This is a genomic window from Streptomyces sp. NPDC006430 (assembly GCF_040612395.1).
GTDB lineage: Bacteria > Actinomycetota > Actinomycetes > Streptomycetales > Streptomycetaceae > Streptomyces.
In genome coordinates, this window is record NZ_JBEXQA010000022.1 from 104428 (window position 1) to 118766 (window position 14339).

A 14339-nucleotide genomic window follows, 5' to 3' on the forward strand; every position below is an offset into this window, starting at 1 on the left:
GTTGGCGGGTCCGGCTGTGACGGGTCAGCCGCCGGCTCCGCCCGGTCCGCCGGGTGCTCCTGGTGCGGGTCAGCCGCCGGCTCCTCCCGGTCCGCCCGGTGCTCCCGGTGGCGCGGCCCATCAGGCCGCCACCATGCTCGCGGGTCCCGGCGTACCCCAGCCTCCCGGTCCGCCGGGTGCGCCGGGCGCGCCCGGGGGCGGCCTGGATCATGCTGCGACGATGTTGGCGGGTCCGGCCGTCACGGGCCGGCCGCCCGCGCCCCCCGGTCCGCCCGGGCAGCCGCAGGCCGGTCCCGTGGCGCAGCCCCCTGCGCCCACCGGTGTGCCGACCGTCGGCCCCGGCTACCAGGCCGTGCTGCGCTACCGTGCCCCCGACGGCTCCGAGCAGCAGCTCATCCGCCGTTCCGCGCCGGGTACGCCGCACCCCGAGTGGCAGATCCTGCACGAGCTGCGGGCGATGAACGTGCCGCCGCAGCAGGTGCTGGAGCTGCACACCGAGTTGGAGTCGTGTGATCTGCCCGGCGGGTACTGCGCGCGGATGATCCGGGAGACCTGGCCGCAGGTCCGGATCACCAGCGTGGCGCCGTACGGAAGGGACCATGCGGGTCGTCAGCAGGGCATGCGGCACCTGTTGGCCCATCAGGGTGAGTTGCACGAGGTGGCGGACGGTCCGGCGCGCCCGGCACCGGTGCGGGCGCCGTTGCCGCAGGTGCCGTTGCAGCCGGCGATCCCGCTGGACGCGATCGGCGCGGAGCTGGCCGGGGCCTTCGGTCCGCAGGGCGTGTTCCGCTTCGACCAGCGGGCGGTGTCCCGTCAGGGTGTGCCGGAGATCGTGGCGCAGACGTTGGTGTGGGCGGGTCTGCCGACCGACTTCGGGCCGTTCTTCTGGGCGCAGGCGGTGCCGGGGCAGCCGGTGCCGACGTTGGCGGAGCTGGCGGTGCAGCGGCAGGTGCAGCCTGCGTCCGACGCGGGTTCCTACCTCGTGGTCGGCAGTGACTTCGGCAGGGCCCTGTGCGTGCAGTACGGGACGGCGCACATCGTGGCGGTTCCGGTGGAAGCCGGTCCGGGTGGTGCGCCGGTGCCGCCGCAGTTCGTGAATTCGAGCCTGCCGCAGTTCGCGCGTTCGCTGGCGATGCTGGGTCACATGTGGCGCTTGCGCCAGCATCTGACGCCGGAGCAGGCGGGGCGTTGGACCGTCGATTTCCAGGCGAATCTGGCGGGGCTCGACAGTGCCGCGCTGGCGTCGCCGGAGAGCTGGTGGTCGGTGCTCCTGGAGCAGATGTGGGACGGATTGCTCTGATCGGACGATCGGACGATCGGTTGGATGGCCGGGCCGTGACCCTCGTTGGGGGTCCCGGCCCGGCCATTCCGGCTTCTGCGCGCAAATGACGCATCCTTGACGGGAATCCCCGCGAGAGAGGCGCTTCCAGGATGACTGCTCCCATGTCACCTCACGGACCGGGTTTCGCGACCGTACGAGGTCGCGGCTACCGCACGGAACAGGTCGACCGGTATCTGGCCCGGCTCGCCGCTGGTCGGGACGAGGCTTGGGAGCGGGTGGCGCGGCTGACCGTCCTGGCGAAGCGGATGGAAGCGGAGGCGGAGCGGCTGCGCGAGGCGGTGGCCTCGTTGGCCCCGCAGACGTACGACGAGCTGAGCGAGCGTGCCCGACGGATCCTGCTGCTGGTGGAGGAGGAGGCGGACGCCGTACGTCGGGACGCGCGGGCGGACGCGGTGGACGCGATGGGTGCGGCCGAGGCGTACGCGGACCGGGTGGCGGAGTTGGCCCGGCAGGACGCGGACGCGGTGCGCGAGCAGACGGAGGTCCGGTCGCGGCAGGGGCTGTTGCGGGCGGAGCGGGAGGCCGATGCGGTCCGTGGGGAGGCCAGGGACGACGCCGGCGAGTGGCGGTCGCAGGCGCAGGCCGCGCTGACGGAGATGCGGCGCAGGTCGGACGCGCTCCTGGCGGACCGGGAGCAGGAGCACCGGGAGCGGTGGGAGGCGGCGGAGCGGGAGATCGCGGAGCGGGAGGCCGAACTGGAGTCTCGGTACGCGGAGTTGGAGCGACATGCGGAGGCGCGGCTGGCGGAGGCGCGGCGCGGCTGCGCGGAGGCGGAGGAGTCTGCGCGGCACGGGCAGGAGGACGCCGAGGCCCGGGCGGCGGAACTCTTGGCGGCGGCGCGTGTCGAGGAGGAGCGGATCGGTCGGGAGACGGACCGGATCCTGCGGGAGAACGAGGAGTCCCAGGAGGAGATGCGGGCCCATATGAGGCACGTCCGCTCCAGCCTTGCTGCCCTGACGGGCCGAGCCCCGGCGGAAGGCTGACCCGCCGCCCGCCGCCCGCCGCCCGCCGCCCGCCGCCCGCCGCCCTGCCGTGCGGCCCTGCCCCGCCCCGCGGCCTGGCCGGGCCCGGTCCGGGTCTGGTGTGACGGGGTCTGGTCCGAGGGGAGTTGACCCGATGCGGGTCGGGGTGGGCCGAAGTGGGTCAGGACTTGTGGCGGGCGTAGTAGCGGGCCACCCTGGCCCGGTTGCCGCAGACCGATGCCACGCACCAGCGCCGCCTCGGGTGGGTCGGCAGGAAGAGCAGGACGCAGTCCGCGCCCTCGCACGTGCGGACGTCTCTCACGCGGGGGTCGGTCAGCAGGTCCGTCACCGCGTCCGCCAGCTCCGCTGCGAGTCGCCGGACCGGGGTGCCCGTCCGGTGCGGGGTCGCTGTCAGGCCATCCTGCGGGCTCCAGACGAGCTCGCGGTGGGCCGGAGCCCCCGCCGAGGCCTCGTTCAGTGCGCGCAGCGCATCGGCCGGGGGCCGCTCACCGTGGCGGGCGGCTGCGAGTGCCGCGCCGGCTGCCTCTCGTACGGCGTGCACGGCCGCCAGTTCCGTCGAGCCCGCTTCGCCGATCGGGCTCAGCCGTTCCTGCTGGAGGGCCAGCCAGGCCGAGAGTCCCGCCGGATCGGCGATGAGGTCGCCGGCGTCGGCGGTGCGGGTGTTGAGCAGGTCCAGCGCGAGGGGTTCGCCGGTGAGCGGGAACGGCGCAGGCGTCGGAAGCCTCGGAGGCGTCGGGGTGGCTGCCATGGATCTAATGCTACCGGAATCACTTGACCCGTTAGTCATCTCCGATGAGACTAATGGAAACCAAGTCATTGGAGGCATGTGATGCAGCTCGTCCACCACCGCACCGTCGAAGTGCACGGGGTCCGCGTCGCCTACCGCGAGAGCGGCCCGGCCGACGGCCCGGTCCTGCTGCTCCTGCACGGGTTCCCCACCTCCTCGCACCAGTTCACCCGGCTGATGGACGCGCTCGGCGACACCCCGTACCGGCTGATCGCCCCCGACTACCCCGGCTTCGGCCGGACCGAGACCCCGGACGGGTTCACGTACACCTTCGACCGGCTCGCCGACGTCGTGGAGGGATTCACCGACGCCCTCGGGCTGGACCGTTTCGCGCTGTACGTCTTCGACTTCGGCGCCCCGGTCGGGCTGCGGCTCGCCGTACGCCGGCCCGAGCGGGTGACCGGCCTGATCGTGCAGAACGGCAACGCGTACGAGGAGGGGCTCTCCGACGCCGCCCGCGAGTTCGCCGGGCTGCGGCGGGATGTGCCGGGCCACGAGGAACGGGTCCGGGGGCTGTTCACCGAGGAGGGCACCCGCTTCCAGTACGAGACCGGCGTCGCCGACCCCGGCCTGATCTCCCCCGACGGCTGGACGCTCGACGTGCACTACCTCGGGCTGCCGGGGCGCGCCGACGCGCAGGCCGACTTGGCCTTCGACTACGCCTCCAACTTCGCGCGCTACCCCGCCTGGCAGGCCTGGCTGCGTGCCGCACGGGTCCCCGTCCTGGTCGTCTGGGGGGCGGGGGACCCGTTCTTCACCCCGGCCGGCGCCCGTGCGTACCTGCGTGACGTCCCCGACGCCGAGGTGCACGTCTTCGAGGGCGCGGGGCACTTCGCGCTGGAGACCCACCTCGGTGAGATAGCCCCGCTGATCGAGGGGTTCCTCGCCGAACTCCCGTGATGCGCGGCGCGGGGGCGCGTGATCCGTCCGCTCGACGCCTACCCCGCCGGCTGCTGCGGCGGGACCGTCGCCGAGGGCGTTGCCGGGGCCGTGGGCGTGGGCGCGTACCGGTACGGGTCGCTGCGCAGGCCGCGGGAGGTGACCATCACCGTGAAGGCGGGGGGTGCGGCGGCCGGCAGCGGCGCGGTCAGGGCGCCCGTCGCCGGGTCGAACTCCGTCGGCAGTTCGGCGCCCTCGACCTCCACCCGGGCCTGCGGGCCGAAGCCCCCGCCCTCCACCACCAGCGCGGCGCCGGCCGGTGTGACGGCCGTGATCACCGGATTTCCGCGCGTGGCCATCTTGTTCACCAGGTACGCCCCCGCCGGCGCACCCGTCAGTGCCCAGATCTCCGCGGGGAGGTGGGGGAGTCCGCCGCTCACGTCGGAGAGGAAGAACAGCACCACGTACAGCATCGTGACCGAGCTGAGGGCCACGTACTGGAGGTCCATCAGGTCGGTGCGTCCGCTGTCGTTCGCGATCAGCTCGCGCAGTGGCCGTCGTCCCGTGGCCGTGGGCTTGGGGGCGGGTTTGCTCATGGTGCCGTTCTCCAGGCGGATGCCGACGACCGTCTTCGCCGCGATCATGGCCACGTACGGGCCCCCGAGCAGCGGCAGGTACACGGTGGTCAGGGAGGACAGCGGGCCGTCGTCCCCGGCGAAGTAGTCGACGCCGCCGCCCGCCGTGAGCCCGTACGCGAGGATCGCGAGCAGGAGCCAGACCAGGATCACCGTCCAGGCCAGGGCCAGGGTCGTGGAGGTGGAGAGCCGGCCGTCGCGGCCGGTGACGAAGTCCGGACGGTGCCGCAGGCGCAGGCCGATCGGTGCGGCAAGGGCCATCAGTAAGGCCAGTGCGAAGAGTGCGGAAAGCATGTCGTCCCCCCGGAACGGATCTCGGATGCAGGACTCCGAGATCTACTCCGTTGACCGGGCTCATGACAAGCGGGAGCGGGGTAAGTCGCCCTGGTCCTCGCGCTGTTCCTCCAGGACCGGGAACCGTCGCGGTGCCAGGAGCAGCAGGACCAGGAGCGCCGCCACGGCCGTGGCGGTCGCGCCGAGGAAGATGTGGTCCACGGCGGCGGCCACGGCCCGGCGCAGGTGGTCGGCGGCAGCCTGCGGGAGCAGCCCGGGCCGGTCGAGGGCCTTGGACACGTCGTCCAGGTGGCCCGTCAGCCCGGGTGTCGGGGCGTCCGCCAGTCGGGCGGCGATGGTCGCGTTGGCGACGGCCCCGAGCAGGGCGGCCCCCACGCTCTGGCCGACCTGGCGGCAGAACAGCACCGAGGCCGTCGTCGTCCCGCGCTCGGACCAGCCCACGGTGGACTGAACACCGATGATCAGCGGCAGTTGGAAGAGGCCGAGGGCCGCGCCCAGCAGCAGCATGATCAGCGTCGGTTGCCAGGGCCGGGCGGGATACGGGAGCAGCGTGAAGGAGAAGAGGATCAGCGTGGCCAGTGAGATCCCGACGACGGCGGAGTCGCGGAAGCCGATGCGCCGGTAGACGTGCTGGCTGAGCGCGGCGGACAGGGGCCAGCTGAGGGTCATCGCGGACATGACGAGCCCGGCGCTGACGGGCCCGAGGCCGAGGACGGACTGTGCGTACGTCGGGACGAACACCATCGGGGCGACCATCAGCAGGCCGAGGGCGCCGAACGCCAGGTTCACGGCGGCAATGGTGCGCCGGCGCCACACCCAGCCGGGCAGGACGGGTTCCTCGGCGCGGCGTTCCACCCGCACGACCACGGCCGCCAGTACGGCGCTCGCGGCCAGCAGTCCGAGCGAGGGCGCGGACAGCCACGGCCAGGCGACCCCGCCCTGCACCAGTGCGAAGAGCAGCAGTCCGCCGCAGGCGAAGACGGCGAGCGCGCCGGCCCAGTCGATCGGGCCCCGGCGTCCGGGGGACCGTACGGGCTCCACCAGGTGACGGGCGGTCGCCCACAGGGCCAGGCCGGCCAGCGGCAGGTTGATCAGGAAGATCCAACGCCAGTCGGCGAACGCCGCGAAGAATCCGCCGAGCGCCGGGCCGGCCACGGCGGAGGTGGCCCAGACGGTGGACATCTTGGCCTGGATCCTCGGGCGGTCCTTCAGGGGGTACAGGTCGGCGGCGAGGGTCTGCACGGTGCCCTGGAGGGCGCCGCCGCCCAGTCCCTGGACGATGCGGAAGGCGATGAGGGCGGCCATGTTCCAGGCGACCGCGCACAGCAGCGAGCCGACGAGGAACAGGGCGATGCCGAAGAGCAGGACGGGCTTGCGGCCGAGGGTGTCGGAGAGTTTCCCGTAGACGGGGAGGGTGACGGTGACGGCGAGCAGATAGCCGGCGAAGAGCCAGGAGAAGACGGAGAACCCGCCGAGGTCGCCGACGATCTGGGGGACGGCGGTCGAGACGATGGAACTGTCGAGGGCGACGAGGGCCATGCTCAGCATGAGGGCGGCGACCACGGCGGCGGGCGGCCGTCCGCCGGGTATCGCTGCGGCGTGCGGGGTGCCGGCCGCGGCCTGCGCCCCCGTGGTGGAGCACGTGCGCCCGGGCGCGCTGTCGAGGCTCTCCCCGGCCGCGCCGTCGCCGCTGCTTGCTGCGCCGTCGCCGCTGTTTCCCGCGGCGCCCGCGGCGCTCCCGTCCGTGCCCTCCGCTGCGTCCACGAAGATCCTTTCACCGTGCACGTACCTGCGGGGAACACCATCTCACCGCGGTGTATCCGGCGGTATCCCCCAGTCCTCGTCCCCCAAAGGGTGGAGAACCCCTAGGGGTTGCTCCTCACAAGGGTCCAGGGGCGGTTCGTTCCGACGGAGGAGGAGGACGGCTCCGCGAGGTCCTTAACTGGTTCATACGAGCGGGGTGGGGTTAACCCCCCGGTGGATACGGCGACGGGCACCAGCGCGCCGGACACCCCCTGCGCCACAGACTTCACGGCGGCACGAGGCGTCACACGCAGCGCCGGCCGCAAGCGGTAACGCAACGAACGAGGGGAAGCACCGTGACAACGGCTATGACCGAAACCAGGCACGGGGGTACTGGAGGGCATGGAGCCGTCGCGGCCCGGGCACGCAAGGTCGTCAAGGCCTACGGCTCCGGGGAGACGCGCGTCGTCGCCCTCGACGAGGTGGACGTGGACATCCGCCGCGGCCAGTTCACCGCGATCATGGGCCCTTCGGGCTCCGGCAAGTCCACGCTGATGCACTGCCTCGCCGGTCTCGACACGGTGACCAGCGGGCAGATCTTCCTGGACGACACCGAGGTCACCGGCCTGAAGGACAAGAAGCTCACGCAGCTGCGCCGCGACCGGATCGGCTTCATCTTCCAGGCGTTCAACCTGCTGCCGACGTTGAACGCCCTGGAGAACATCACCCTCCCCATGGACATAGCGGGCCGCAAACCCGATGCGGAGTGGCTGAACCGGGTCGTGGAGACCGTCGGCCTCGCGGGCCGCCTCAAGCACCGCCCGACCGAGCTCTCCGGTGGCCAGCAGCAGCGCGTGGCCGTGGCCCGCGCCCTCGCGGCCCGCCCGCAGATCATCTTCGGTGACGAGCCCACCGGAAACCTGGACTCCCGGGCCGGCGCCGAGGTCCTCGGCTTCCTGCGCCGCTCGGTGGACGAGCTCGGCCAGACCATCGTGATGGTCACGCACGATCCGGTGGCCGCCTCGTACGCGGACCGCGTCATCTTCCTGGCTGACGGCCGGATCGTGGACGAGATGTACGGGCCCACCGCCGACCAGGTCCTGGACCGGATGAAGGACTTCGACGCGCGCGGGCGGACCTCGTGAGCACCAACACCGTACTGAAGACCTCGCGGCGCAACTTCGTCGCGCACAAGGGGCGGATGGCGCTCTCCGCCGTCGCCGTCCTGCTCTCCGTCGCCTTCGTCTGCGGCACGCTGGTGTTCACCGACACGATGAACACCACCTTCGACAAGCTGTTCGCCGTCACCAGCTCCAACGTGACGGTCAGCCCGAAGGCCGCGCAGGGCAGCGGCGAGCAGGCCCCGAACCGCGGCAGGCCCGAGGTGCTGCCCGCCTCGGTCGTCGAGCAGGTCAAGAAGGCCGAGGGAGTCAAGGGCGCCGAGGGCGGCGTCGTCTCGCTGTCCGTCACGGTCGTCAACGCCAAGAACGAGAACATGGGCTCGACCACCGGCGCCCCGACCATCGCGGGCAGTTGGAACGACAACGAGCTCAAGTCCATGAAGATCACCTCCGGCCAGGCCCCGCGCGGCCCGGCCGAGGTCATGGTCGACGCCGACACCGCGAAGAAGCACCACCTGGAGCTGGGTGACGAGCTGCGCACCATCGCCATCACCGGCGACGTCCGCGCCCGGATCAGCGGAATCGCCACCTTCACCGTGACCAACCCCGGTGCGGCGATCGTGTACTTCGACACGGCCACCGCGCAGGAGAAGCTGCTCGGCGCCCCCGGCCTGTTCACGCAGGTCAACGTCACCGCCAAGGACGGGGTCAGCGACGAGCAGCTCAAGAAGAACATCGCCTCCGCCGTCGGCGCGGACACGTACAAGCTGCAGACCGCGAAGGAGGCCGCGGACGCCAACCGCAAGGACGTCGGCTCCTTCCTCAAGGTGATGAAGTACGTGATGCTCGGCTTCGCCGGCATCGCCTTCCTCGTCGGCATCTTCCTGATCTTCAACACCTTCTCGATGCTGGTCGCCCAGCGCACCCGCGAGATCGGCCTGATGCGCGCCATCGGCGCCGACAGCGGCCAGGTGCTCAAGTCGGTGATCGTGGAGGCCTTCCTGCTCGGCGTCGTGGGCTCGCTCCTCGGCGTCGGCGCCGGCGTGGGCCTGGCCGTCGGCCTGATGAAGCTCATGGGCCAGATGGGCATGCACCTGTCCACCAACGACCTGACCGTCGCCTGGACCACGCCGTTCGTCGGCCTGCTCCTCGGCACCGTCGTCACCGTCGTCTCGGCCTTCATCCCGGCCCGCCGGGCCGGCAAGGTCTCCCCGATGGCCGCCCTGCGCGACGCCGGCACCCCCGGGGACAAGAAGGCCGGCCGGGTCCGGGCCGTCGTCGGCCTGGTCCTCACCGCCGTCGGCTGCGCGGGCCTGTTCCTCGCCGCGGGCGCCGACAAGGCCGGGCCCGGATCGCTCTGGCTGGCCCTCGGCGTGCTGTTCACCCTCATCGGTTTCATCGTGATCGGTCCGCTGCTCGCCGGCTTCGTGGTCCGCGTGCTTTCCGGCCCGGTCCTGCGGCCCTTCGGCTCCGTCGGCCGCCTCGCCGAGCGCAACGCGCTGCGCAACCCGCGCCGCACCGGCGCCACGGCCGCCGCGCTGATGATCGGACTGGCGCTGGTCGCCTGCCTGTCGGTGGTCGGTTCCTCGATGGTGGCCTCCGCCACCGACGAGCTCGACAAGTCGGTCGGCGCGGACTACATCGTCCAGTCGCAGTCCCAGCAGCCGATCCTGCCCCAGGCGGAGCAGGCGCTGCGCGCCACCAAGGGCCTCGACCACGTCACCGCGTACCGGGAGGTGAAGGCGAAGGTCACCGCGCCCGACGGCTCCGTCCAGGACGGCGGCCTCAGCGTCACCGACCCGACCTACGTCCAGGACGTCCGGCGCAAGATGGTGGCCGGCGAGCACGCGGCGGCGTACGGCAAGGGCGCGATGTCGGTCGGCTCCCTCTACGCGAAGGAGCACCACGTCAAGGTCGGAGACGAGCTGACGGTCGCGTTCGACGAAGGCCGGACGACGAAGCTGAAGGTCACCGCGATCACCTCCGACGAGGGCAACATCGACAAGGGCGTGATGTACGTCAGCACCGCGACGGCCCGGGAGTTCGTGCCGGCCGACCGGATGCCGCTGCCCTTCATGCTGCTGGCCAAGGCCGACGGCAAGCCCGATGCCGCGTACGCGGCCGTCAAGGCGGCGCTCGCGGACTACCCCCAGTACGACGTGCGCAACCAGACCGACTACAAGAAGGCCCTCAAGGACCAGGTCGGCCAGCTGCTGAACATGGTCTACGGGCTCCTCGCCCTCGCGATCATCGTGGCGGTCCTCGGCGTCGTGAACACCCTCGCCCTCTCGGTGGTCGAGCGGACCCGCGAGATCGGTCTGATGCGCGCCATCGGTCTCTCCCGCCGCCAGCTGCGCCGCATGATCCGCCTGGAGTCGGTGGTCATCGCCCTCTTCGGAGCCCTCCTCGGCCTCGGCCTCGGCATGGGCTGGGGAGCCACCGCACAGCAGCTCCTCGCCCTCCAGGGCCTGAAGGTGCTGGAGATCCCGTGGCCGACGATCATCGGCGTCTTCGCCGGGTCGGCCTTCGTGGGCCTGTTCGCCGCACTGGTTCCGGCCTTCCGGGCGGGGCGGATGAACGTACTGAACGCGATCGCGAGCGAGTAGCTCAAGCGGTCGTCACGGGGGAACGACGGGGGAACCAACGGGGGAACGACGGGGGAACCCGACGGGGGAGCGCACCGGCCCCGGCTGCCCATGAGGGCGGCCGGGGCCGGTGTCGTCGTCGCACGGCCGGTACGGGAACGGCGGGGGCGCCCCGGCAACGCCCGGCTCCGTCACCCCTGCGGGTGACCCGAATCCCACGCGCGCGGCATCGGGGCGCGTCGTAGGGTGGGAACCCCCGGCCCGCGTGCGTGTCGGGCCCTTCGCGTTGCCCCTTCACCGGACGGAAAGCCTCCCTCATGAGCCTGCACGGACTGCTCGACGCCGTCACCCGGGACCCGGCCCTCGCCGAGGCGGTCACCGCGGCCGGGGACGGCAACCGCATGCACGTGGACCTCGTCGGCCCGCCGGCGGCGCGGCCCTTCGTCATCGCCGCGCTGGCCGCCAGGACCGAGCGGACCGTGCTCGCGGTCACCGCCACCGGGCGTGAGGCCGAGGACCTGGCCGCCGCGTTGCGGTCGTTCCTGCCGCCCGACGAGGTGGCGGAGTTCCCGTCCTGGGAGACGCTGCCGCACGAGCGGCTCTCGCCGCGCAGCGACACCGTGGGCCGCCGGATCGCCGTACTGCGCCGGCTCGTCCACCCGAGCAAGGACGACCCGGCCGCCGGGCCCGTCTCCGTCGTGGTGGCGCCGATCCGCTCCGTCCTCCAGCCGCAGGTCAAGGGGCTCGGGGACCTGGTGCCGGTGAGCCTTCGGCAGGGTGCGAGCGTCGATCTGGGCGAGGTCACCGAGGCGCTGGCGGCAGCCGCCTACGCCCGCGTCGAGCTCGTCGAGAAGCGCGGGGAGTTCGCCGTGCGCGGCGGCATCCTCGACGTGTTCCCGCCCACCGAGGAGCACCCGCTGCGCGTGGAGTTCTGGGGCGACGAGGTCGAGGAGATCCGCTACTTCAAGGTCGCCGACCAGCGGTCCCTGGAGATCGCCGAACACGGTCTGTGGGCCCCGCCCTGCCGCGAGCTGCTGCTGACCGACGCGGTACGGGAGCGGGCCGCAGCCCTCGCCGAGCAGCACCCCGAGCTCGGCGAGCTACTGAACAAGATCGCCGAGGGGATCGCCGTGGAGGGCATGGAGTCCCTCGCGCCGGTCCTGGTCGACGACATGGAACTGCTGATCGACGTCCTGCCGGCCGGGTCCATGGCCGTGGTGTGCGACCCGGAGCGGGTGCGCACCCGGGCCGCCGACCTGGTGGCGACCTCCCAGGAGTTCCTCATGGCCTCCTGGGCGGCCACCGCTGGCGGCGGAGAGGCCCCCATCGACGTCGGCGCGGCCTCGCTGCGCGGGATCGCGGAGGTCCGCGACCGGGCCCGCGAGCTCGGCATGATGTGGTGGTCGGTCTCCCCCTTCGCCTCCGACGAAACGCTGACGCACGCCTTCGACGTGTCGGGTGCTGGGGACACCCTCAAGCTCGGCATGCACGCCCCCGAGGCCTACCGGGGCGACACCGCCCGGGCACTGGCCGACACCAAGGCGTGGATCGCCGAGGGCTGGCACACCGTCTACCTCACCGAGGGCCACGGCCCGGCCGCCCGCACCGTCGAGGTGCTCGGCGGTGAGGGCATCGCAGCCCGGCTCGAAGCCGACCTGCGCACCCTGGAGCCCAGCCTCGTCCACGTCGCCTGCGGCTCCCTCGACAACGGCTTCGTCGACCCGGCGCTGCGCCTGGCCGTCCTCACCGAGACCGACCTGACCGGCCAGCGCACCGCCACCAAGGACCTGGGCCGGATGCCGACCCGGCGCCGCAAGTCCATCGACCCCCTCACGCTGGAGGTTGGCGACTACATCGTCCACGAGCAGCACGGCGTGGGCCGTTACGTCGAGATGGTGCAGCGCACGGTGCAGGGCGCCACCCGCGAGTACCTCCTCGTCGAGTACGCCCCCGCCAAGCGCGGCCAGCCCGGCGACCGCCTCTACATCCCCACCGACCAGCTGGAGCAGGTCACCAAGTACGTCGGCGGCGAGGCCCCGACCCTGCACCGGCTGGGCGGCGCCGACTGGACCAAGACCAAGGCGCGCGCCAAGAAGGCGGTCAAGGAGATCGCCGCCGACCTGATCAAGCTGTACAGCGCGCGCATGGCGGCGCCCGGCCACACCTTCGGGCCGGACACCCCCTGGCAGCGCGAGCTGGAGGACGCCTTCCCGTACGCGGAGACCCCCGACCAGCTCACCACCATCGCCGAGGTCAAGGAGGACATGGAGAAGTCCGTCCCCATGGACCGCCTGATCTGCGGCGACGTCGGCTACGGAAAGACCGAGATCGCGGTGAGGGCCGCCTTCAAGGCCGTCCAGGACGGCAAGCAGGTCGCGGTCCTCGTACCGACCACGCTGCTGGTGCAGCAGCACTTCGGGACCTTCTCCGAGCGCTACAGCCAGTTCCCGGTCAACGTGAAGGCGCTGTCCCGCTTCCAGAGCGACACCGAGTCCAAGGCCACGTTGGAGGGCCTGCGCGAGGGCTCCGTAGACGTGGTCATCGGTACGCACCGGCTGTTCTCGCAGGAGACCAAGTTCAAGGACCTGGGCCTGGTCATCGTCGACGAGGAGCAGCGGTTCGGAGTCGAGCACAAGGAGCAGCTGAAGAAGCTGCGCGCCAACGTGGACGTGCTCACCATGTCCGCGACGCCGATCCCGCGCACCCTGGAGATGGCGGTGACCGGCATCCGCGAGATGTCGACCATCACCACCCCGCCGGAGGAGCGCCACCCGGTGCTCACCTTCGTCGGACCGTACGAGGAGAAGCAGATCGGCGCGGCCATCCGGCGCGAACTGCTGCGCGAGGGCCAGTGCTTCTACATCCACAACCGGGTCGAGTCCATCGACCGGGCAGCCGCCAAGCTGCGCGAGATCGTGCCCGAGGCGCGGATCGCGACCGCGCACGGGCAGATGTCCGAACAGGCCCTGGAACAGGTCGTCGTGGACTTCTGGGAGAAGAAGTTCGACGTGCTCGTCTCGACGACGATCGTCGAGTCGGGCATCGACATCTCCAACGCGAACACCCTCATCGTGGAGCGCGGCGACAACTTCGGCCTCTCCCAGCTGCACCAGCTGCGAGGCCGCGTGGGTCGCAGTCGTGAGCGCGGGTACGCCTACTTCCTCTACCCGCCGGAGAAGCCGCTGACCGAGACGGCGCACGAGCGGCTCGCGACGATCGCCCAGCACACCGAGATGGGCGCCGGCATGTACGTGGCGATGAAGGACCTGGAGATCCGCGGGGCGGGCAACCTGCTCGGCGGCGAGCAGTCCGGCCACATCGCGGGCGTCGGTTTCGACCTGTACATCCGCATGGTCGGCGAGGCCGTGGCCGACTACCGGGCCGCCGTGGAGGGCGGGGTGGAGGAGGAGCCGCCGCTGGAGGTCAAGATCGAGCTTCCGGTCGACGCGCACGTCCCGCACGACTACGCGCCGGGCGAGCGGCTGCGCCTGCAGGCGTACCGGTCCATCGCCGCGGCGAACTCCGAGGCGGACGTCAAGGCGGTGCGGGAGGAACTCCACGACCGCTACGGCAAGCTGCCGGAGCCGGTAGAGAACCTGCTACTGGTGGCCGGGTTGCGGATGCTGGCCCGGGCCTGCGGGGTCGGCGACATCACCCTCCAGGGCCCCAACATCCGGTTCGGGCCGGTGGAGCTGCGCGAATCGCAGGAGCTGCGTCTGAAGCGGCTCTACCCGGGCTCGGTGCTCAAGCCGGCCACCTCGCAGGTGTTGGTCCCGCGGCCGAAGACCGCCCGGGTCGGCGGCAAGCCGCTGGTCGGGCGGGAACTGCTGGCGTGGACCGGGGAGTTCCTCGCCACGATCCTCGGCTCGTGACGTGCGTGCGGCCGGGGCACGGGCAGGAGGAGCAGGGAGACGAGGGTGAGCCGCCAGTCGAGTGCGAGCATCGCGACGACGGAGGCGATCACGGCCGT

The 14339-nt window shown here is 72.0% G+C and carries 9 protein-coding genes; 6 read left to right on the forward strand and 3 right to left on the reverse strand.

What is annotated here, in order from left to right; genetic code table 11:
• Both ABZZ20_RS26495 and ABZZ20_RS26500 read left to right on the forward strand, forming a co-directional pair.
• On the forward strand, positions 1 to 1300 hold a 1300-nt coding region (locus ABZZ20_RS26495; protein WP_356873673.1), incomplete at its 5' end, for an SUKH-4 family immunity protein.
• 143 nt (positions 1301 to 1443) lie between these two features.
• Complete coding sequence (locus ABZZ20_RS26500) at positions 1444 to 2325, forward strand: DivIVA domain-containing protein (RefSeq protein ID WP_356873675.1); 882 nt, start codon at positions 1444 to 1446, stop codon at positions 2323 to 2325.
• 160 nt (positions 2326 to 2485) lie between these two features.
• On the opposite strand, the gene ABZZ20_RS26505 is transcribed toward ABZZ20_RS26500, so the two are convergent.
• Complete coding sequence (locus tag ABZZ20_RS26505; RefSeq protein ID WP_356873677.1) at positions 2486 to 3073, reverse strand: ABATE domain-containing protein; 588 nt, start codon at positions 3071 to 3073, stop codon at positions 2486 to 2488.
• 81 nt (positions 3074 to 3154) lie between these two features.
• On the opposite strand from ABZZ20_RS26505, the gene ABZZ20_RS26510 reads away from it, so the two are divergent.
• A complete protein-coding gene (locus tag ABZZ20_RS26510; protein WP_356873679.1) occupies positions 3155 to 4012 on the forward strand; it encodes an alpha/beta hydrolase in 858 nt (285 codons plus the stop codon).
• A 38-nt stretch (positions 4013 to 4050) separates the two neighbouring features.
• On the opposite strand, the gene ABZZ20_RS26515 is transcribed toward ABZZ20_RS26510, so the two are convergent.
• Together ABZZ20_RS26515 and ABZZ20_RS26520 are read right to left on the reverse strand one after the other, a co-directional pair.
• Positions 4051 to 4920 (reverse strand): hypothetical protein, encoded by an 870-nt coding sequence (locus ABZZ20_RS26515; protein WP_356873681.1) that lies wholly within the window; start codon positions 4918 to 4920, stop codon positions 4051 to 4053.
• Between the two features lie 60 nt (positions 4921 to 4980).
• A complete protein-coding gene (locus ABZZ20_RS26520) occupies positions 4981 to 6510 on the reverse strand; it encodes an MFS transporter (RefSeq protein WP_356873707.1) in 1530 nt (509 codons plus the stop codon).
• A 509-nt stretch (positions 6511 to 7019) separates the two neighbouring features.
• Between ABZZ20_RS26520 and ABZZ20_RS26525 the strand changes: the two genes are divergently transcribed.
• From ABZZ20_RS26525 to mfd, 3 genes are all read left to right on the forward strand, one after another.
• On the forward strand, positions 7020 to 7808 hold the full coding sequence (locus tag ABZZ20_RS26525; protein WP_356873683.1) for an ABC transporter ATP-binding protein: 789 nt from the start codon (positions 7020 to 7022) through the stop codon (positions 7806 to 7808).
• A gap of 56 nt (positions 7809 to 7864) precedes the next feature.
• Positions 7865 to 10390, forward strand: coding sequence for an FtsX-like permease family protein (locus tag ABZZ20_RS26530; RefSeq protein WP_356873709.1), 2526 nt, complete (start codon positions 7865 to 7867; stop codon positions 10388 to 10390).
• A 296-nt stretch (positions 10391 to 10686) separates the two neighbouring features.
• Positions 10687 to 14241 carry a transcription-repair coupling factor gene (gene mfd / locus ABZZ20_RS26535; protein ID WP_356873685.1) on the forward strand — a complete coding sequence of 1185 codons (3555 nt, stop codon included), beginning with the start codon at positions 10687 to 10689 and terminating at the stop codon, positions 14239 to 14241.
• The last annotated feature ends 98 nt before the right edge of the window (positions 14242 to 14339 follow it).